The 20,622-nt window shown below is 62.0% G+C and carries 21 protein-coding genes; 12 read left to right on the forward strand and 9 right to left on the reverse strand.

Features of this window, described 5'->3' with window-relative positions:
• Window positions 1-402, reverse strand: a 402-nt coding sequence (locus ABSG20_RS08745; RefSeq protein WP_423864101.1) for an RT0821/Lpp0805 family surface protein, incomplete at its 3' end; no start/stop codon positions are given.
• Window positions 403-526: 124 nt separating this feature from the next.
• Here ABSG20_RS08745 and pdxH point away from each other — a divergent pair.
• Complete coding sequence (pdxH, locus tag ABSG20_RS08750) at window positions 527-1,168, forward strand: pyridoxamine 5'-phosphate oxidase (protein ID WP_423864102.1); 642 nt, start codon at window positions 527-529, stop codon at window positions 1,166-1,168.
• Window positions 1,169-1,235: 67 nt separating this feature from the next.
• Window positions 1,236-2,036 (forward strand): SDR family NAD(P)-dependent oxidoreductase, encoded by an 801-nt coding sequence (locus ABSG20_RS08755; RefSeq protein ID WP_423864103.1) that lies wholly within the window; start codon window positions 1,236-1,238, stop codon window positions 2,034-2,036.
• 38 nt (window positions 2,037-2,074) lie between these two features.
• On the opposite strand, the gene ABSG20_RS08760 is transcribed toward ABSG20_RS08755, so the two are convergent.
• Window positions 2,075-2,272: a hypothetical protein gene (locus tag ABSG20_RS08760; protein WP_423864104.1), complete on the reverse strand. Its 198-nt coding sequence runs from the start codon at window positions 2,270-2,272 to the stop codon at window positions 2,075-2,077.
• A gap of 601 nt (window positions 2,273-2,873) precedes the next feature.
• On the opposite strand from ABSG20_RS08760, the gene ABSG20_RS08765 reads away from it, so the two are divergent.
• Entirely contained in the window at window positions 2,874-3,551 is a 678-nt protein-coding gene (locus tag ABSG20_RS08765; protein ID WP_423864105.1) for a L,D-transpeptidase, read from the forward strand.
• Window positions 3,552-3,588: 37 nt separating this feature from the next.
• On the opposite strand, the gene ABSG20_RS08770 is transcribed toward ABSG20_RS08765, so the two are convergent.
• Complete coding sequence (locus tag ABSG20_RS08770; RefSeq protein ID WP_423864106.1) at window positions 3,589-4,650, reverse strand: extensin family protein; 1,062 nt, start codon at window positions 4,648-4,650, stop codon at window positions 3,589-3,591.
• Window positions 4,651-4,702: 52 nt separating this feature from the next.
• Between ABSG20_RS08770 and ABSG20_RS08775 the strand changes: the two genes are divergently transcribed.
• Entirely contained in the window at window positions 4,703-6,331 is a 1,629-nt protein-coding gene (locus tag ABSG20_RS08775) for a fatty-acid--CoA ligase (protein WP_423864107.1), read from the forward strand.
• A gap of 95 nt (window positions 6,332-6,426) precedes the next feature.
• Here the strand turns inward: ABSG20_RS08775 and ABSG20_RS08780 are convergent, their stop codons facing one another.
• On the reverse strand, window positions 6,427-7,575 hold the full coding sequence (locus tag ABSG20_RS08780) for a hypothetical protein (protein ID WP_423864108.1): 1,149 nt from the start codon (window positions 7,573-7,575) through the stop codon (window positions 6,427-6,429).
• A gap of 280 nt (window positions 7,576-7,855) precedes the next feature.
• On the opposite strand from ABSG20_RS08780, the gene ABSG20_RS08785 reads away from it, so the two are divergent.
• Entirely contained in the window at window positions 7,856-9,064 is a 1,209-nt protein-coding gene (locus ABSG20_RS08785) for an ABC transporter substrate-binding protein (RefSeq protein WP_423864109.1), read from the forward strand.
• A 175-nt stretch (window positions 9,065-9,239) separates the two neighbouring features.
• Window positions 9,240-10,091 carry a DUF1499 domain-containing protein gene (locus ABSG20_RS08790; protein ID WP_423864110.1) on the forward strand — a complete coding sequence of 284 codons (852 nt, stop codon included), beginning with the start codon at window positions 9,240-9,242 and terminating at the stop codon, window positions 10,089-10,091.
• 93 nt (window positions 10,092-10,184) lie between these two features.
• On the opposite strand, the gene ABSG20_RS08795 is transcribed toward ABSG20_RS08790, so the two are convergent.
• The 3 genes from ABSG20_RS08795 to ribB form a co-directional block, all read right to left on the reverse strand.
• On the reverse strand, window positions 10,185-11,102 hold the full coding sequence (locus ABSG20_RS08795) for an MBL fold metallo-hydrolase (RefSeq protein ID WP_423864111.1): 918 nt from the start codon (window positions 11,100-11,102) through the stop codon (window positions 10,185-10,187).
• 126 nt (window positions 11,103-11,228) lie between these two features.
• On the reverse strand, window positions 11,229-12,443 hold the full coding sequence (locus ABSG20_RS08800; RefSeq protein ID WP_423864112.1) for an acyl-CoA dehydrogenase: 1,215 nt from the start codon (window positions 12,441-12,443) through the stop codon (window positions 11,229-11,231).
• Between the two features lie 52 nt (window positions 12,444-12,495).
• On the reverse strand, window positions 12,496-13,572 hold the full coding sequence (gene ribB, locus ABSG20_RS08805; RefSeq protein WP_423864113.1) for a 3,4-dihydroxy-2-butanone-4-phosphate synthase: 1,077 nt from the start codon (window positions 13,570-13,572) through the stop codon (window positions 12,496-12,498).
• 249 nt (window positions 13,573-13,821) lie between these two features.
• Here ribB and ABSG20_RS08810 point away from each other — a divergent pair, with 249 nt between their 5' ends.
• Window positions 13,822-15,069, forward strand: a complete 1,248-nt coding sequence (locus ABSG20_RS08810; protein ID WP_423864114.1) for an aminotransferase-like domain-containing protein — start codon at window positions 13,822-13,824, stop codon at window positions 15,067-15,069.
• 195 nt (window positions 15,070-15,264) lie between these two features.
• Here the strand turns inward: ABSG20_RS08810 and ABSG20_RS08815 are convergent, their stop codons facing one another.
• A complete protein-coding gene (locus tag ABSG20_RS08815; protein ID WP_423864115.1) occupies window positions 15,265-16,557 on the reverse strand; it encodes an amidohydrolase in 1,293 nt (430 codons plus the stop codon).
• Between the two features lie 514 nt (window positions 16,558-17,071).
• Between ABSG20_RS08815 and ABSG20_RS08820 the strand changes: the two genes are divergently transcribed.
• Genes ABSG20_RS08820 through ABSG20_RS08840 form a run of 5 tightly spaced genes read left to right on the forward strand, consistent with a single transcriptional unit; the run spans window position 17,072 to window position 19,618 of the window.
• Entirely contained in the window at window positions 17,072-17,731 is a 660-nt protein-coding gene (locus ABSG20_RS08820; RefSeq protein ID WP_423864116.1) for a hypothetical protein, read from the forward strand.
• An 11-nt stretch (window positions 17,732-17,742) separates the two neighbouring features.
• Entirely contained in the window at window positions 17,743-18,135 is a 393-nt protein-coding gene (locus ABSG20_RS08825) for a DUF6152 family protein (protein WP_423864117.1), read from the forward strand.
• 4 nt (window positions 18,136-18,139) lie between these two features.
• Complete coding sequence (locus ABSG20_RS08830) at window positions 18,140-18,646, forward strand: DUF6644 family protein (RefSeq protein WP_423864118.1); 507 nt, start codon at window positions 18,140-18,142, stop codon at window positions 18,644-18,646.
• Window positions 18,646-19,149, forward strand: a complete 504-nt coding sequence (locus ABSG20_RS08835) for a DUF6644 family protein (protein ID WP_423864119.1) — start codon at window positions 18,646-18,648, stop codon at window positions 19,147-19,149. Before ABSG20_RS08830 ends, ABSG20_RS08835 begins: the two co-directional genes overlap by 1 nt.
• 1 nt (window position 19,150) lies before the next feature.
• Complete coding sequence (locus ABSG20_RS08840; protein ID WP_423864120.1) at window positions 19,151-19,618, forward strand: hypothetical protein; 468 nt, start codon at window positions 19,151-19,153, stop codon at window positions 19,616-19,618.
• A gap of 21 nt (window positions 19,619-19,639) precedes the next feature.
• Here ABSG20_RS08840 and ABSG20_RS08845 read toward each other — a convergent pair.
• On the reverse strand, window positions 19,640-20,622 hold a 983-nt coding region (locus ABSG20_RS08845; RefSeq protein WP_423864121.1), incomplete at its 5' end, for an FAD-binding oxidoreductase.

Here is a 20,622-nt window from a genome sequence, read left to right on the forward strand (position 1 = left end):
TCGCGTCCACGGCTTCAAGGTGTGAATTTCCCATAGTCCATGGTTGGTCTGACAAGCCGAGCCCTGCAGCCAGCTTTCCGTCGCGCCGTTGACGTAGCTTGCCAGAAAATCCCGGCAACTGCGTCCATCGGAAGAATAGGCGCTCGCCAGCGGCGTCACCGAGCCGCGCGCCCCGGTCTTGGGATTTTCCCAGGGCTGGCTGGCATCCTTGTCACCCTTGGTCAGGACATCCGAGGCGGCATCGCGGGCAAAGGCGAGATCGCTCTCCGTCGGCTCCGGCCGGCTTGCCTGAGCGGCGCCAACGGAGCCCGTAATTCCCCCGTCGTCCATCCGGGCAAAGGCACCGTCGCTGCGCGAGAAGCTGCAGCCGCCCGAGCCGAGGCCAATTAGAATCACTGTCATTGCGCTACTTACCGGCCCCTTCGCCGATAGGCCAAAGCGCCGCCATGCCCTATATAGGGCAAGCCCGTATGAAAGCTGCAAAGCGCTAGAGACCGCGGGCGGACGCAACTCGGAACTCCCTGAGATGACCGACTCGAGCTCGATCAAACACCCGGCAGCGTTAACATCCGGTGATTTCACCCTGGCCGAGGAGCCATTTGCGCTGTTCGCCGACTGGTTTGGCGAAGCCGTCAAGGCTGAGCCCAACGATCCCAACGCCATGGCGCTGGCGAGCGTCGACGCCGACGGCCTGCCCGACGTGCGGATGGTGCTGATGAAAGGCTATGACGCGGATGGTTTTGTCTTTTACAGCCATATTGCCAGCCAGAAGGGCCGCGAGCTGGCCGAAAACCCCAGGGCCGCGCTGCTGTTTCACTGGAAGTCGCTGCGCCGGCAGGTCCGGATCCGCGGCAACGTGTCGCCGGTGACCGAGGCGGAGGCCGACGCCTATTTCGCCACGCGGCCGAAGCAGGCCCAGATCGGCGCCTGGGCCAGCAAGCAGTCGCAGCCGCTGGAAAGCCGTTTTGCGTTCGAGCAGGCGATCGCCAAGGTCGCGGCCAAGCATATCGTCGGACAAGTGCCGCGCCCGCCGGGCTGGAGCGGTTGGCGCGTCGCTCCCGTGCGGTTCGAATTCTGGCACGACCGCCCGTTCCGCCTGCACGACCGCATCGAGTTCCACCGCGTGGCGCCGGATCAGCCATGGTCCAAGACGCGGCTTTACCCCTAGGGATTCGGCTCATGGCCGCGATGGTGCCAGTCATCCGCTTCTTGTCTCAACCGATTGCAAGACGTCGATGCCCGGCACAAAGCCTGGCGTGACGGAGAACGAGAGAACTTTTATGCCCACTTCGAATAACAACGGACCGCGGCGCACATTGCTTCTGACCGGCGCCAGCCGCGGCATCGGCCATGCCACGGTGATCCGCTTTTCCAGCGCGGGCTGGCGTGTCATCACCTGCTCGCGGCATCCGTTCCCGGAAGAATGCCCGTGGGGCGCCGGACCTGAGGATCACATCCAGGTCGACCTTGCCGACCACGCCGACACCACGCGGGCGATTAGGGAGATCCGCGAGCGGCTGGAAGGCGGCGCGCTGCAGGCGCTGGTTAACAATGCTGCGATTTCGCCGAAGGCTCCGGGCGGCGGCCGGCTTGGCTCCGTAGATACCGACATCGACACCTGGAGCCATGTTTTTCGCGTCAATTTCTTCGCACCGATCATGATGGCGCGCGGATTGATCGAGGAACTGAAGGCCGCCAAGGGGTCGGTGGTCAACGTCACCTCGATCGCGGGCTCGCGGGTGCATCCCTTCGCGGGCGCCGCCTATGCGACGTCGAAGGCGGCGTTGGCGTCATTGACCCGCGAAATGGCCTCTGATTTCGGCCGCGTTGGCGTCCGCGTCAATTCGATCGCGCCGGGCGAGATCGACACCTCGATCCTGTCGCCCGGCACCGAAAAAATCGTCGAGCAGCAAATCCCGATGCACCGGCTGGGGACGCCGGACGAGGTGGCAAAGATCATCTACGTGCTTTGCACGGAAACCAGTTCTTACGTCAACGGCGCCGAGATCCACATCAACGGCGGACAGCACGTGTAGGACGGCCTCACCCCAAAGCAACGGCCACGCAGGCGACTTCAAGATTTGCGTTGTCCGCTGCGGGAGCCCGCGGCGTCGACGTTGACGGCGCTGGAGCATTCCTCTTCGCTCTCGCCTTCGAGCAGCGCTGCGCCGCAATGCCGGCAGGCCCGGGCCGAGATTGCAGGCGCCTTGCCGGCGGCGTCGCGGTTGGCCTGATATTGCGCGAAATCGACGACATCGCATGGTGACGTCATAACTTTCTCAACCATTGCTTTCTGCTTTCCTTGGTCTGAGATCACGTTATCGCACGAAGGTATCGCTCAACCGTTCAGCACAATGCTCAAATTTTAGGAGAGCCATGGAGGTCAGGCTCCACGTGTCTACAACCACTTCTTCCAATGAAGAGCACGTGGGCCCGAGGCATGGTCAGTCAGCGAGGGTCGACGGCGTCAAATTATCCAAGGACATGCGTAAGCAGCCGAAAACCATGCAGCGCGATCATGGAGGACTCCGGGAGAGCGCGGGCGGATCACCTCAACACAGGCCACTCCGTTATGACTTCGGCTCGATCCTGGCAAGCCTCGCAGGCCGGACGCGTTAACCTCCCGTTCCGTTTTATGACCGCTGCGTGGCGGCAGCATGTCACCGATTCGGCGGCCACGGCTTGGTCTGCCCAAAAAAAGTCGAAAACTCGGGAACTTGCGGCAAAAAAGACACAGCCGGCCGCTCGCAACGCTAGATTGGTATGTAAGGTCTGGAAATCTGACCCAGTTCGACGATAATAGTATTAATGGAATCGACGCGGTGGGTGCAGACCCCGCGGGCGAGCATTTGAGCTTTTGATTGGAAGTGGCTATGTCATCGCTAAAACTGAAATTGGGGATTTTAGGCGCTAGCCTGATGCTTTCAGGTTGCATGCAGGCCACCACCTATGAGGCAACCAACCAATCCAATTTCAAGCCTCACGACAAGGAATTGCTGGCCAAGATCCGCTACACCAACGTACCGGTCGCCGAGCCGTTCCGCCGCGCCATCGTTGAATACCATCGCAAGGAAGCGCCCGGATCAATCGTGGTCGATTCCGACAACCACTACCTCTATTACGTGATGAATGACGGCAAGGCGATCCGCTACGGCATCACCGTCGGCGAGGAAGCAATGGCGTGGTCCGGCATCGCCAGGATCGGCAGCATGACCGAGTGGCCGCCCTGGCATCCGACCAAGGGCGAAATCGAGCGGCTTGGCGTGCCGACCTTCGTGCCGCCGGGTCCGGACAATCCGATGGGATCGCGCGCGCTCTATCTCTATTCGGGCAACAAAGACACCCTGTTCCGGATTCACGGCACCAACCAGCCGGAATATATCGGCGCGTCGATCTCCTCGGGCTGCATCCGGATGACCAACGAGGACGTGATCGATCTGTATAACCGGGTGAAGCTCGGCACGGTCGTCGTGGTGCTGGAGCCGCATCATGGCGACTCGCCGTACAATTCGCAGATGGCGCTGCAAGGCGGCAGCGCCTCCTGGCAGTAACGTAGACTGTCGGCCTGCAAGGTTAAAAGCGCCGGTTTTATCGGCGCTTTTTTGTTGCCGGGGCTGCGGCGTCGCGATCAGATTCGGTAGCCTCGGATTTGGCAGCGTCGGGTTCGCCCGCGACCTCGCGCGGCGGAGCCTCATTCGGCCGCTCGGCCGGCAGCAGCGGCGCAACCTGCGGCAGCGGATCCCAAACGTTCCAGTTGCAGATTCGGTAGTTGTTGTGCCGCTCCATCAGGTCAAGATGGATGTGGTCCTCGTGGTACCAGTCCGAACCCGGCCCAAGCACGGTCGAAAATCGCGCGCACACCGAATGCAGCACACTCTCACGCACGCCCCGCGCCACCGTGCGGTCGGTCAGCGCGATCGACTGGCCGTCGGCAAGTTTCAGGGCACGAACATCGAGCGCGTTGGCACGGCCATGTTCGGACAAGGGCGCGCCGACCACCCGGTTACGGCCGCGGCATTCGAACGCGTCGAAATTGTCGAGATCGGTGATGACGCTGCCGAGGCTCGCCGCCAGCGGTACCATGTCGGTGCGGATCCAGTCCGCCACCGCCGACGCCATGGCGCAGCGCAGGATCGCGGCAGGCCTTACCGCAACCCGATGCCCGTCGGGCAGCACCACGGCCTCCAGCCGCACCAGATCCTCGCCGCCGCAGCCGCCGGCGCCATGAATGTCGGGCACGCTGGGGGCGATGGCGAGCTGATCTGACAGCGCCAGCCGGCAGGCCGATGGTGGTGGTGGCGGTGCGGACGCGGCCGGACCAGACGCCCGGTTTGGGTCGACGGGCACCGGCATTTCCGCCGCGGGCTGTTCGGGCTCGGTTGCCGGTGCATCTGCCGGCCGCGGCTTCGGCAAGGGCACCATTGCGGGGAGCATGGCGCGGCGCGCCTTGGCCTGGTGCCTCGCCTCGTGCTCCCCCGACAGCTTGCCCCAGGGACCCTGGGACGCGGCGTCGGGCCGCCGTGCCGCCGCGGCCGGTCCGGTTTGCAGCCACAGCCCCGACAGTGCGGCGGCTGCGGTAACCATTATGGCGCCGCGGCCGAAGCCGTCACAAGACCATTTGCGGCTTGCTCTCGCCGCGCTAAAGTTCATCGCAATTCCAATACAAGCGGCAAGCCCTATCAGAATCCGGAGGAACGTTCGTATGCGTGGATTGATGCAAGACTGGCCTTTGCTTTGTCACCGGATTATCGAGCACGCCGCGACTGTTCATGGAACGCAAGAGGTCGTGACGCGATCTGTCGAAGGCCCTATCCATCGCACCAATTACGCCGAAATCAGGAACCGGGCCCTGCAGGTCTCGCAACGCCTTGACCGCGACGGCATCAAGCTCGGCGACCGCATCGCCACCATCGCCTGGAATACCTGGCGCCACCTCGAAGCCTGGTACGGCATCATGGGCATCGGCGCGATCTGCCACACTGTCAATCCGCGCCTGTTCCCGGACCAGATCGCCTGGATCATCAACCATGCGCAAGATCGCGTGGTGATGACGGATCTGACCTTTGTGCCGATCCTGGAGAAGATCGCCGGCCAGCTCCCAAGCGTGGAACGCTATATCGTCTTCACCGACAAGGCGCACATGCCGCAGACCACGCTGAAGAACGTGGTCGCCTATGAAGACTGGATCGCGGAGGCCGACGGCGACTTCGTGTGGAAGACCTTCGACGAAAATACCGCGGCCGCGATGTGCTACACCTCCGGCACAACAGGCGATCCCAAGGGCGTATTGTATTCGCATCGCTCCAACGTGCTGCACGCGCTGATGGCCAACACCGGCGATTCGCTGGGGGCCAACGCCAGCGATACCATGCTGCCGGTGGTTCCGCTGTTCCATGCCAACAGCTGGGGTATCGCTTTCTCGGCACCGTCGATGGGCACCAAGCTGGTGCTGCCCGGCGCGAAACTCGACGGCGCATCGGTGTTTGAACTCCTGGATACCGAGAAAGTGACGCATACGGCCGGCGTGCCGACGGTGTGGCTGATGCTGCTCAATCACATCGCCGCCAACAATCTGAAATTGCCTCATCTGAGAATGGTGGTTTGCGGCGGCTCGGCGATGCCGCGCTCGATGATCAAGGCGTTCCTCGACATGGGCGTGCAGGTGCGCCACGCCTGGGGGATGACCGAGATGAGCCCGATCGGCACCCTTGCCGCGCTAAAGCCTCCGTTCGCCGAACTCACCGGCGAGGCCCGGCTCGATATTCTTCAGACCCAGGGCTATCCGCCGTTCGGCGTCCAGATGAAGATCACCGACGATGCCGGCAAGCGCCTGCCGTGGGACGGCAAGACGTTCGGCCGGTTGAAGGTAAGCGGCCCTTCGGTATCGAAGGCCTATTTCCGCGTCGATACCGACATTCTCGACGACGAGGGCTATTTCGACACCGGCGACGTCGCGACCATCGACCCGCACGGCTACATGCGCATCACCGACCGCTCGAAAGATGTGATCAAGTCCGGCGGCGAATGGATTTCATCGATCGACCTGGAAAATCTTGCGGTCGGGCATCCCGCGGTGGCGGAGGCCGCCGTGATCGGCGTCCATCATCCGAAATGGGATGAACGCCCGCTCCTGATCGTGCAGCTCAAGCAGGGGCAGCATGCGACGCGCGAGGACATCCTTAAATACATGGATGGCAAGATCGCCAAATGGTGGATGCCCGATGATATCGTGTTCGTCGACGGCATCCCGCACACCGCGACCGGAAAGATCCTGAAGACCGCGCTGCGCGACCAGTTCAAGACCTACAGCTTCCCGAACGCGGCGGCTTGAGCCCGCGATCCCCCGCCCTTAAGCTGTCCCCTCTCGGGAGAGGTTGAGTTCCTTCCGGCCTGAACTCGCGCGATCCTGCGTAGCCGAAGCCGAAATCATAATTCGAGGCAGCGGTAGCCGGTCTCCGGCCTGCTGAAGAACATGCGCTGCTCGCGCACAATCAGGACCAATTGCGCGGGATCGCGCAGACTGCCGCAAACGCCTTTGGCAATCGCCCTATACACGCGGGTTTCCGGATAGGGCGTCACATTGAGGTCTTCGATCGCCCAGCGCTGCAGGTTCAGGACGTTGGTATTTGGCGAAGTGTGCACCAGCCGCGACCTGATCGCCGCGGGCAACGACGCCGTTCCGGCATCGGACAGATAGATTTGCGCCTCCGTCAGATTGCCGGAATAGAGCGCCGCGGACAGGTAGGAATCCCACGAATTGAAAAAACTCAGCCACGGCAGCAACGCAAACAGGACGATCGCCGCCGCGTGACGAGGGTCCGGCCCGCTCCATATGATCTCGCGCCACGAACATTCCGGCGCGCCCGAAAACAGCAGGATGTCGAATATCGCCATCGCCGCGGTCCACGGCCACACTATGCTGTTCCAATCGAGGCCCGCGGGACCGAACATCGCCAGGATGAACAGGTGCATCGCAACCGCTGCGAACAGCGAGGCGCGGCGAAAGCGCCGTGTCACCAGGCCGATGCCGAACGCAACCTGCAGGAACGGCGCCGTCATCCCGAACCGATGTAGAACATGGGTGGTAGATGGAAACACGTTGGTGATCGGCTGAACCAGCCACGGAAAATCGTTCTCCATGAAGTTCAGGTTTATTTTCTGCAGGCCCGAGAAAATATAAGTGCAGGCGACGATCAGCCGGGCAATGTTTAGCGTTCGCCTCGCGCCATCAGTATCTTTCCACGAGTACAGCGCAATGGCCACCAACAGAAAGCTGTACTGAAACACCCAGGGCTGCCACCGCGTTTGATCCAAGAGGCAGAAGGCGGCAATGACCGCGAGGAAGGCCGCAATAAAACACCTCGGCTTCGGTGCTACGAGCGCGATCGCCGCGAACGCAAAAAGGGCAGCATACAGCGCGAGCGCCGCAGCCCCGTCGATCGGCGTCAGCGCCGTCGAAACCGGCGTCAGCGGATAGGACCGTGGCCCGATCCAGAGCGCCTTCGACATCCACAGACCGGTACAGAACGCGAGGATGACGGTGGCCCTCAGCCAGAACAGGCGGTGGGCGGCCATGTCTACGAGGTTCGCCCGCTGCGGCTGCTGATACGCTTTAATCTTGGCCTCCTGACCCGCAGGGCGAGCCTTCATCGATGTCGAGCTCTTGGTGTCCCCTGGGGAACCCCAGGTTCGTAAGCCGAGCCCGCGCTGCAACATTAACAAAAGTCAATATTGCCCCCAGTTAAGCCATCCATCTGTCTTGCTGCAGCATTACCGACGAAAGGCCAATTGGAGGCGGCAAGCCAGCCTTCTAGTTTGCCGTCCCACGGAATCAAAAGACAAGGAAGCGCCCAGGATGAAAAAATCGATCGGCAGACGAACACTCCCGTGGCTGCTGTTTGCGTCGTTGACCGTGAGCGCGGCGCACGCTGATGCGAACAAGGTAGTGATCGGCGATATCGACGACATGTCCGGCCTCTATGCCGACGTCATCGGGCCAGGTGGCGTCGAGGCCGCCAAGATGGCCATTGAGGATTTCGGGGGCAGCGTTCTCGGCAACAAGATCGAACTGCTTATTTCGGATCATCAGAACAAGCCGGATCTCGGCGCCCAGAAGTTTCGCGAATGGGCGGACCGCAACGGATTGACCATGGTGCTCGGTGGATCGAACACCGGCGTCAGCATCGCAATGACGACGATCGCCAGGGAAAAGAAGACACCATTCTTCGCGATCGGAGCCGCCGGCGCTTCGCTGACCGGCAAGGACTGCACGCCGTACACCGTGCACTATGCCTACGACACCACCGCACTCGGCAACGGCACGGCCACGACCATGGTCCGGCAGGGCGGCAAGACCTGGTTCTTCCTCACCGCCGACTACGCGTTCGGCACGCAGCTGCAGGAAGCCGCCGCCAAGGTCGTGGAAGCCAATGGCGGCAAGGTGGTCGGCGCGGTGCGCGTTCCGCTTTCGACGTCAGACTTTTCCAGCTATCTGCTGCAGGCGCAAAACTCCGGCGCGCAGGTGCTGGGGCTTGCCAATGCCGGCAACGACTTCACCAATTCGATCAAGGCGGCCGACGAGTTCGGCATCGCCAATACGATGAAGCCCGCAGCCCTGCTCGCCTTCATCAGCGACATCCACAGCCTGGGGCTCAAGACCGCCCAGGGCCTCTATCTTACCACGGGCTGGTATTGGGATCTCAACGACAAGACCCGCGCCTTCGCCAAGCGCTATTTCGAGAAGACGAAGCGCGAACCGACCATGAACCAGGCGGCCTATTACTCGGCGACGATGACCTATCTCAACGCGGTCAAAGCCGCCGGCAGCACCGACCCCGACAAGGTCATGGCGGAACTGCACAAGGTGAAGATCGACGATATGTTCACCAGCAACGGCAAAATCCGCGCCGACGGCCTGATGGAACATGAAATGTACATCATGCAGGTGAAGAAGCCCGAGGAATCGAAATATCCCTGGGACTACTATCGACTCGTTCAAACCATGTCCGGCGAACAGGCGTTCGGCAAGCTCTCCGAATCAGCCTGCCCGCTCGCGACGCATTAACATCGGCTAAGTATTATTACCGAGGGGCGCGCCAGGTTGAACAGGGCGCGCCTCACCCCCGCCGCTATTCAGCACAAACCACTTCACAGCTCGCCAGAAAATGCGCTAGGTCAGCTGCGCGCCCGGTCGTCCGCCAGCACCGGGCCGGCGCGAATCCATAGTTGGAATTTCAAGGATGGCCCGCAGGTTTTCCGCTCCCTATCAGTCGGAGCCCGTGTCCAGCCTGGCGTCATGGGCGCGCAATCTGGCGGTATTTTCCGTCGTCGCGGTGGTGGTCTCGATCATCATCGTCCGCTTCGGCTTCCTCGAAATGAAACCGGCGCTGGCGACGTTTTTCGGCGCGCTGGCCTGCGCCGGCCTTTCCATTCTGGTCGGGCTGGCCGCCTTTGTCGCGATCTGGCAGAACGGTTCGCGCGGCATGAGCCGCATCCTGCTGGCGCTTCTGATCGACGCCGTCGTGCTCGCCTATCCGGCCTATCTCGGCGTGCAATATCGCAAGCTGCCGCCGATTCACGACATCACGACCGATCCGATTGATCCGCCCCGCTTCGAGGCGCTGGCGCGGCTGCGCACGGGCGATGGCGTCAACACCGCCGTCTATGCCGGGCTGTATTCCGCCGAGCAGCAGCGGCTGTACTATCCCGATATCGAGACGGTGGAACTCGATGTCCCGCAGCAGCGGGCCTATGATATCACGCGACAACTGGTCACCAAGCGCAAATGGCTTGTGATCGACGAGCGCACGCCGCAGCCACCGCGCTACGTTGGACGCATCGAGGCGGTGGCGCGGACGCCGATCATGGGCTTCCGCGAGGATGTATCGATCCGCGTCACGGCCGACGGCGAAGGATCGCGCGTCGACATCCGTTCGGCGTCGCGCTATTTCGAGAGCGATCTGGGCAGCAATGCCGCGCGCGTCTCCAAGCTGATCGATGACATCAACAGCGCCGTCGATAACGCCAGCCAGCCGCCGGTCAAGAAGCCTCCGGTGCCGGTCAAGGCCCCGCCGAAGGTCGTGAAGAAATAAGAAGTGGCGAATAGTGGCGAATAGGGAGTAGAAAAGAGCCGCGCAAAACGGCCAAACCTTCTTCCCTTTTCGCTATTCGCTACTCCCCATTCGCTACTTCAATCTGTAAGTCCCGCCAATCACCGGGTCGCCGTCGGTTGCAACGATCCCGCGCGCGACCAGATCTTCCAGATGGGCCAGCACGGAATAGCCGGCGGCGCCCGAAAGCCGCGGGTCGATGCCGATATAGATCGCGCGCACCAAGCTCGGAATATCCGCCTCCCCCTTTGCGAGCCGATGCAGGATCGACGCCTCGCGTGCCTGACGGTGCCGGATCAGGAAACGCACATAGCGCTGACCTCCGAGTATTTCCGGTCCGTGGCCCGAGAAATACAAATCCTCATTGCGCTGCGTCAGCCGCTCCAGTGAAGCCAGGTAGTCGCGCATCGATCCATCCGGTGGCGCCACGATTGACGTCGACCAGCCCATCACATGGTCACCCACGAACAGCAGCTTTCGATCGGGCCAGGCAAACGCCAGATGATTGGCGGTGTGGCCCGGCGTCGACACCGCCTCTAGCCGAAACGAGGAACCTTCAACGATCTCGCCGTCGCGCACCGCGATATCGGGCACAAAATCGCGGTCAGCACCGGATTCGGAGGAAATCTTTTCGCTTTCGTAGCGCGGCCGCGACGCACGATGCGGACCCTCCGCATAAACGGTCGCGCCGGTGGCCGCCTTGATCCGCGCCGTGTTCGGTGAGTGGTCGCGGTGGGTGTGGGTGACCAGAATATGCGTCACGGTTTCACCGCGCACGGCATCGAGCAGCGCCGCCGCGTGGGCCTCGTCGTCGGGGCCGGGATCGATAATCGCGACCTGGCCGCGGCCGACGATGTAACTCACCGTGCCCGTGAAAGTGAACGGGCTCGGATTGTTGCAGAGTACCCGCCGTACACCGGGGCCGGCATCATCGACCACGCCGGGCTGCAGCGGAAAGTCACGATTGAATGGGACGTCGTCGTGTTCGGCCATGGGGGATACTGCTCCGACGTCATTCCGGATGCCCGAAGGGCAGATCCGGAATCTCGAGATGGGTGGAATGAGCGGCTCGAGATTCCGGATTCGTGCTTCGCACGCCCCGCAATGACGGTGCAGCGCTTATGAAAATGCCTGGATGCCGGTGATGGCGCGGCCGAGGATCAGCGCGTGGACATCGTGGGTGCCTTCATAGGTATTGACGGTCTCCAGGTTCGCGGTGTGGCGCATCACGTGATATTCGATCTGGATGCCGTTGCCGCCGTGCATATCGCGGGCCATGCGGGCGATGTCGAGCGCCTTGCCGCAATTGTTGCGTTTTACTATCGAAATCATCTCCGGGGCCATCTTGCCCTCGTCCATCAAGCGTCCGACCCGCAACGAGGCCTGCAGGCCCAAGGCGATGTCGGTCTGCATGTCCGCGAGCTTCTTCTGCACCAGCTGGGTCGCCGCCAATGGCCGGTTGAACTGCTTGCGATCGAGCGTGTATTGCCGGGCGCGGTGCATGCAATCTTCGGCAGCCCCCATCGCGCCCCAGGAAATGCCGTAGCGGGCGCGGTTGAGGCACCCGAACGGTCCCTTCAGGCCGGACACGTTGGGCAATAAAGCGCTTTCCGGAACCTCGACGCCTTCCATCACGATCTCGCCGGTAACGGAAGCGCGCAAACTTAGCTTGCCTCCGATCTTCGGCGCCGACAGGCCCTTGATGCCCTTTTCGAGAATAAAACCGCGGATCTGGTTGTTATGCTCGGCTGATTTCGCCCACACCACGAACACATCGGCGATCGGCGCGTTGGAAATCCACATCTTGGTACCGGTCAGCCGGTAGCCGTCCGCGGTTTTCTCGGCGCGGGTCTTCATGCCGCCGGGATCGGAGCCGGCATCCGGCTCGGTCAGGCCGAAGCAGCCCACCCATTCGCCGGTGGCGAGCTTGGGGAGGTATTTCTTGCGTTGGTTCTCATCGCCATAAGCGTAGATCGGATGCATCACCAGCGATGACTGCACCGAATTCATCGAGCGGTAACCGGAATCGACGCGCTCGATCTCGCGCGCGACGAGGCCATAGGCGACGTAGCTCGCATTGGCGCAGCCGTATTCTTCCGGCAGAGTAATGCCGATCAGCCCGAGTTCGCCCATCTCGTGGAAAATGTCGCGATCGACCTTCTCCTCCAGATAGGCCTTGGTGATGCGCGGCATCAACTTGTCCTGCGCATAGGCGCGCGCGGTGTCGCGGATCATGCGCTCGTCTTCAGTCAGCTGCTCGTCGAGCATGAAGGGATCGTCCCACTGGAAATTCACCGCGGACGGCTTGTCCTTGGCCTGAGGGCGCACGCTCATGAAAAATTCCTTTCGCATCACTGCCGCCGACATCAGGTTAAATCTTTGGTGATCAGGCATCAAGCTGTTCATTGGAGACGATCTCGATGCCGAAACCGGACAGTCCCTTGTAGTCGTGCGTCGACGATGTCAGGTGACGGATCGAGGTGACGCCAAGGTCGCGCAGGATTTGCGCGCCGACGCCGACCTCGCGCCATTGCCTGTTGCGGTCGGCTTCAGCGGATCTCTCCTCCGGGAGCGGTGCAACCGGAACGCCGGCGGCGCCGTCGCGCAAGTATATCAGCACGCCGCGGCCGGCTTTTTTGAAATGCTCCAGCACGATCTGCATCCGTTTCGGCCCGGTGAAGATGTCCCTGACGATGTTGGGCTTGTGAAACCGGGTGAGAACATTCCTGCCGTCACCGACGCCATTATAGACGAAGGCGACGTGCGCGATGGAATCGAATGGCGAACGATAGGCATAACCCTGCAGCGGTCCGATCGGGCTTTCGGTGGTGAACGTCGAGACCCGCTCGATCAACTTTTCGCGCGCCTGGCGATAGGCGATCATGTCGGCGATGGTGACATGCTTGAGCTTGTGGTGGGATGCGAAGCGTTCCACCTGCTCGCCCTTCATGACCGTGCCGTCGTCATTCATCAATTCGCTGATCACCCCGACCGGCGGCAGGCCGCTCAGCTTGCAGAGGTCGACCGCGGCCTCGGTGTGGCCCGAGCGCAGCAGCACCCCGCCGTCGCGCGCGATCAGCGGAAACACATGGCCGGGCCGCGCAAAATCGTTGGCGCCGGCGTTGGGGTTGGCCAGCGCGCGGCAACAGGACGCACGTTCGTCCGCAGCAATGCCGGTGCCGCCGTCGGGCTTGTAGTCGATCGAAACCGTAAAGGCGGTGGTATGACTTGATTCATTGTGCGCGACCATCGGATCGAGCCGCAGCCGGCGCGCTTCCTCGCTTGTGATCGGCGCGCAGACGATGCCCGAGGTGTGGCGGATGATGAACGCCATCTTTTCGGCGGTGCACAGCGAGCCCGCGACGATCAGGTCGCCCTCGCCCTCGCGATCATCGTCATCGGTGACGACCACGAGTTCGCCGCGGCCAAAGGCTTGCAAAACTTCCTGGATCGGATCGGCCATGCTTGAGATCTCTCTTGCTGCAGAAGCATTAACCGGACTCGCGCGCCCGCGCCAGCTTCATTACGCAGGGCAGAATTGCTTGGGCCAAGCGGGCGAGCCGCCGATTATAGAGCCCGGCTGCGGCATGCCGCGCGGTGCCCGGGCTCAGGCTCGCGTATTTTCCGGTAGTATCTCAGACATCAGAACCAGGCGACAACGGCCGCTAACTTGCCTAAGGTTGCGGCCAACAACATTGCCGGAGACGCCCTCATGACAACCGCCGCGTTCGATTTCGCACCCCTGCTGCCTTCGGGACTGCCAGCGCCGGCGGCGAAATGGGCCGGGCTTGCGAAATACAGCTTCATCGGCGGCAATAACGATCCGGACCAGGTTCCGGTCGATGGCTTGATCGAGGCGGTCCGCGCCGTGCTCGGACGCGAGGGCAGAACGCTCGCGACCTACGGACTTGCCAGCGGTCCACAGGGTTATGGTCCGCTGCGCGAGTTCCTGACTTCCAAACTCAAGCGCTGCGCCGGCATCGACTGTGTTGCGGACGACATCCTGATCGTTTCCGGTTCGCTGCAGGCGCTCGACCTCGTCAACCAGACGCTGCTGTCCCGCGGCGACACCGTTATTATCGAGCAGGACACCTATCAGGGCGCGCTGAACCGGCTGACCCGGCTTGGGGTCAATGCAACGGGCATTCCGCTCGACCATGGGGGCATGCGGATGGACGCGCTGGCTGAGGCGCTGGCCGATCTCAGGCGCCGCGGCGTCATCCCCAAATACATCTATACCATACCGACCGTGCAGAATCCGACCGGCACCATCATGCCGGAGGCGCGCCGCGCCGAACTGCTCGACCTCGCCGCACGATATGGCGTGCCGATCTTCGAGGACGATTGCTATGCCGACCTGATCTGGGATGGCCGGCGCCCGCTTGCATTGCACGCAATGTGCCGGACCGGCGCCGTCATCCATATCGGGTCATTTTCCAAGTCGATCGCACCGGCTTTGCGGATCGGCTACATCGTCGCGCCATGGGCTGTGCTGTCGCGGATGCTGGCACTGAAGACCGACGCCGGAACCGGCGCACTCGAGCAGATGGTGCTCGCGGAATATTGCAGATCGCATTTCGCCGAACATGTGCCGAAGCTGACGCGCGGACTGCGCGCCAAGCTCGACACGCTGACGGATGCTCTCAACGAGCAATTCGGCACCGCGGCCGAGTTCGAGGTTCCCAAAGGCGGTATTTTCCTGTGGGTGAAACTCCCCGACCATGTTGACACCCTAAAGCTCTACCAGGCGGCGCTTGATGCCGGCGTCGCCATCAATCCCGGGCCGGAGTGGTCTACCGGCAAGGCCCATGCTGGCAGCCGGCTGCGGCTGTGCTTCGCCAGTCCTTCGCACCAGCAAATCCGCGAAGGCATAGCCGTGCTCGCCGAAGTGTGCCGCAGGGAATTCGGCGTACCGGCGCGGAGTGCGAATGTGGAGACGCGCGCGGGCAGGTCAATTTGAGTTGGGTTTCGCGAAATCGCACCTCGATCGGCCGCAGCGGTATCGTTGACAGGATTTTCCTTATGGCGCCGACTCATTCCCAGCACCGCTCGGGCATTGCTCCCGTCGTTGCCGCCGCCGTACCTGTCGGGGCGAAAAGCTGCCGGCCGGATCGTCGCAGCCTGACCGCAGGCGCATGTCATGCCGGGACACGCGCTACCTGACCGCGAACGGCGACTGATAGGGCCGGCCGAATGGCACACCATTGATCACGGTCTGGAGCGGTCTCAGATAGGCCTTGCCGTCGCGCTTGTTGTTGCGGGTATCGACGAAGGTGACCGGCCCTTCCACCAGTTCCATGATCGCGACGTCACCGGGCGCGCCGATCTGCAGCGTGCCAATCTTCGGCGCGCGGTTGATGATCCCCGCCGGCGCCGTGGTCGTCATCGTCACCACCTGCTCGAGCGAATAGCCCATTGCCATGAACTTGCTCATCACGTTCGGCAGGAACGGCACGCCCGGCGTGTTGCCGGAAAATACATGAATATCTGAAGAGATCGTGTCCGGAGTGCAGCCGCCGGGTATCGCCACTTCGGCCACGGTAAAGTCGAAACTGCCGCCGCCATGGCCGACATCGAATATCACGCCGCGCTGCTTGGCGGCGAGCGCTGCCGGCAGCAATTTTCCGTCCTGCACGATGTTGGTGAAGGCGCCGGCAAGGTTCGGCGCTCCGGAATAGGCATGCGTCAGCACGTCGCCGGGTCGCAACAGATCGAGAATATCGGACATCAATTGGCCGGTCTCGACGCCGCCGATATGCACCATCATTCTGGCCGGCCAGCCGCACATTTCGCACGCCTTGATGCCGCGTTTCAGCGGCTCGATGCCATGCTTGAAGATCACGTTTTCCGACATCCGCACTTTCACGCCGATCAGAAAATCAGGATTTTCCGCCAGCGCCATGGCGCAGGCTTCGACCTGAGCGTTATCGATATTGTAGAGCTCGGCGACTGGAAATGCCGACAGGCCGTTATTGGCGATGTGGACAAAGGCATAAATCCGCGTCCGGGACTGGGCCACGATATAACGGCGCAGCGCCGCGAGGTTGTTGACACCGGCATCGCCCGCCGACACCACCGTGGTGGTGCCCTGGAATTGCACCAGTTCGTCGGCGGGGATGCCGATCGCCGAACCGTAGGGGTAGACGTGGCAATGCAGGTCGATCAGGCCTGGCGTGACAAGCTTGCCGGCGGCGTCGATGGTCTTCAATGCGCGGGCCGCTGGAATTTCCGGCTCGATCGCCTCGATCACTCCCCAGCGAATGCCGATGTCGCGTCTGCCGCGCAAGGACTGGCTGGGATCGAGCACGTCGCCGCCCTTGATCACCAGATCGAACTTGTCGGCAGGCCCCATCGCCGCATCGCCGGACGTCGTCAAGCGCCCTGACAGAACCGTGGCAGCTGCCGACCCCGAAAGCGCGAGAAAATTGCGGCGTGACAATGCAGACATGGTAGCGCCCCCCAAACGATGATTTTTGTTGATGAAGAATGCCCCCGGCGCCGGCTTTGCGCAAGCCGCCGTCGCATCCGGCAAACCGATGCACACCCCGCTGGCCTCTCAAGACGCGTTACCGTAGTCTTGCCCGCGCAGTATCAAGGGCCGAAGAGCCCGCACGAGAGACATTCATGGCTAGCTTTCGAATGCTCGCGGCGAGGAAAGGTCACATCCCGCCGGCAATCGAAAGCACCGCTCCCGGAATGGTGAAATCGGGCGCCTCCGGGCAGCTTTCTTTTTGCGATCGCGGTTGGTAATAGGTGGTTGGGCACCTGGATTGCGGGGTGCGCTCGCCATATGCCTTCAACCATGGTGGCGATCGGACTTTCGAGAAGAACGGTACGTCAGCGTGAATATTGTTGCGAAGAGGGTCGCTATCGTTTGCTGTGCCGCGTCGCTGGCCGACCCATTCGTCGCTTCCCGGGCCCGGGCTGAGTCGCCTGACTTGACCGGCGTGTGGATTCCGGACGTGAGGGATCAGAAACATCAGGAGACGTCGAATGTCCCGCCCTGGAAGCCGGATATTCTCCCGCAGATTGAGCACATGATTGCCGAGGAAAAGGCCGGCCGGCCCTTTCTCGTTCTCAGCCATTGCCTGCCGCACGGCATGCCAAGCTTTATGCTCATCATGCACAATGCGTTTGAGCTTTTGGCGACGCCCGGCCGCATCACCATGTTGGGCGAAGTCGATGGCAACCGAATGCGCCGCATCTACCTGGACGGCCGGCCGCATCCCGAAGACCCCGACCTGACCCTTCACGGTCACTCGATCGGGCACTGGGACAGCGAAACGCTTGTCATCGACACCACCGCGATCGCGCCGCAGGCCTATATCGCGATCAGCGAGGCGGTCGGCATACCAAATAATGGCGACATGCACATTCTCGAACGGCTGCATCTGGCCAAGCCGGACGTTCTTTACGACGACCTTGAAATAATGGCGCCGAAGGTTTTCGACGCGACCTGGAAAACGACGCGGATTTTCCGCCGCTATCCGCAGCGTCACTATGAGATCACCGAAGGGGAATGCGCCCAGGAAGATCTGATTCCAGGCAAGGATCAGTTCGGCAACGACATATTCGTCCCGAACCCGCAAGGTCCCTACGGCTCGGTGCACACGGTGAAATAAGGATGATCGAGATGTCGGCGAAAATCATTCTGCTTGCCGGAGGCCTGGTTCTGGGCTTTGGCGGCATCGCCGCGGCGCACCATTCGAACGCAGCTTACGATGTCGATCATCCCCAAACCATGGAAGGCACCGTCAAGACCGTCAACTGGACCAACCCCCACATTTCCTTCGTCGTCGAGAAAGACGTCAAGAGCGACGAGCCCGCCAGCACGTGGGTGTTCGAAGTCTCGAGCCCGGGTGTCTTGACACGCTCGGGCTGGACCAAGCGCTCGCTGCAGCCCGGAGATCACGCGGTTTTCCGCTACGCGCCGCTTCGCGACGGCAATCCCGGCGGGTACTTGCAGAAAGTCACGCTGCCGAGCGGTCAGGAGCTGACTTACAGCCTGACGCCCACCGATCAATGATGCGATGATTGAGGCCGGCCTGAGCGAGTTCTCCAAGTGGCTGGCGGCGACACCGCTGAGCCACACGATCCAGACCACCGGCTGGATCATTCCATTCCTGCAGACCATTCACATTCTCAGCGTTGCCGTCGTTTTTTCCTCCGCGATCCTGGTGGATCTTCGGATCTGGCGGTTGCTCGAGTGCGACGTGCCCCTGCCCGAGGTGGCGCGGCGTTTCCTGCCAACGATCTGGCCGGTGCTGCTCATCCTCCTGACCACGGGAAGCCTGCTGATCGTCGGTGAGCCCAGACGTTCGCTGCTCAATTCCACCTTCTATCTCAAGATGGCGCTGCTTGCTTTCGCCATCATGCTGACCGCTGGGCTGCAACGGTCGATGTCGTCATCGCCGAATTTTTGGGACAGGGATCGAGCACGGCGGATAGCCGCGCGGTTCACGGCCACTGTCTCGATCCTGGCCTGGTGCGGCATTCTGTTCGCTGGACGCTGGATTGCGTACACCCAGGCAGGATGATGCTGCAGCTTCAGGAGTTGATCTCATATTTCGAGGATAGCGGACTGGCGGACAGCATTCGCGAGAACGATGTGCTGTTTCCCCTGATCGAATCGGTGCACGTGCTCTCGATTTGCCTGGTGGCCGGCTCCATTCTTGTTGTCGATCTGAGATTACTCGGGCTCGCCTCCATTCACCGGCCGGTCGGTCGTATCATCAGTGGCATCCTGCCCCTCACCTGGAGTGCATTTGCTGTTGCCGTTGCCTCGGGCAGCCTGCTCTTCATTTCCAATGCCTCCAAGTACCTGGACAACGGCTATTTCGTCGCCAAGATCTGTCTCATCTGCGTAGCGGGGCTGAACATGGCAATCTTTCATGGATTTAGCGCCAGGGATTTGCTGCGGTGGGAGAACAACAAGGCGCCGCCGCTGCCGTCGCGGCTGGCGGGGGGACTGTCTGTCCTGCTGTGGGTTTCGGTGATCGCATGCGGACGCTGGATCGGATTTACGATGCAGGTTCGCTAACATGGTCAGCATCCGTCTCATGCCCGGCACTTTTATCGCAGTCGTCATGACCTGCGTGGCGGCATCTCCGTCGGTCTCCGAAGACGCCGCCCCGATGCCGACTTTTCAGCCCCATGTGGACATGAAGACCTTCATGGAGCATGTCCTTAGTCCGGCCGCGGCGAACATCTGGAAAGTCAACGGTGTCGTCATCGACGAAAAGGGTGAGCATGATCTCTCGCCAAAATCAGACGGCGACTGGGAACAGGTCGTGAGCGGCGCGGCAACGTTGGCGGAGGCCACCAACGCGCTGATGATTCCGCAGCGGACGCGCGACCAGGACTGGAACCGTTACGTCAAGACACTGGCTGACGCCGCGGACAAGGCCTATCACGCCGCGGAAGCCCATGACTTGAAATCCATCTCGGAGGTCAGCGACCAACTCGACGGGATCTGCGCGGCCTGCCATCGTCACTATGGACTTGAATAAATCGCGAGCGCCAGCACCGGATCACGGGTCGATCAATACACCGGGATTCATCATGCCCTTCGGATCGAGTTCGCGCTTGGCGCCCCGCAGCGCGCGGGCAAACAGTTCGGGCCGCTGCTTGTCATAGAACGGCCGATGGAAACGGCCCACGGCATGATGGTGGGTCGTCGTACCGCCATGCTCAACGGTCGCCGCGGTGCAGGACGTCAGCACCTCCATGAACTGCTCGAGCATGATCCGCTTGTCGAGGATGCCGCCAATCGTGAAGTAGAGGCACGCCCCGTCCGGATAGACATGCGTGAAGCGGCAGGTGACCGTACCCTCGCGGCCCGTCACCTGCCTGATGACAGCGTGGCTGATCTCCGTGATCTTCGCGTGGAAATCAGGCAACCGCTCCCATGTCATCGCCGTCTCGAATGTCGAGGCGAGCAACCCGCGCGCCACCGCGTGTTCGCTGTAATAGGGCGCGCGAATGAATTTATTGCGCCAGGCGCCGGCGGCACCTCGGCGGTGCGAGTTCTCGTCGTCCAGTGCCGTGGGGTCCGGGACGCCGCCGCTGTCCCGGCAGATTTCCAGCGCGCGTGCCATCCAGGCCTCGAGCGGATGGTCGGCCGACTCGAATGTGAGCATCAGCACGGCCTCCTGGTTGTCCCACGACATATCAGGCAGCGCCTCGCGCGCCTCAAGCAGCCGGCAGTTGGCGGGATAAAGGCCCGCCTGCGTGATGCCGCGCACAGCGTCGGCGCCAGCATAAAAGTCCTTGAAGCGCACGCTCGTTGCCGCCCGGAAGGTTGGCTTCTTGCGCAGCCTTACCCATGCTTCGGTGATGATGCCGAGAATGCCCTCGGAGCCGATGAACATCCGATCGGGGCTTGGCCCCGCGCCGGAGCCGGGCAGGCGCCGCGTCTCAAGGGTACCGACCGGCGTCACCACCCGCGTGCTCTCGACAAAATCATCGATGTGGGTGGTGAGCGTCGCATAGTGACCTCCCGAACGTGTGGCGA

Source organism: Bradyrhizobium sp., from assembly GCF_049512235.1.
Lineage (GTDB): Bacteria > Pseudomonadota > Alphaproteobacteria > Rhizobiales > Xanthobacteraceae > Bradyrhizobium.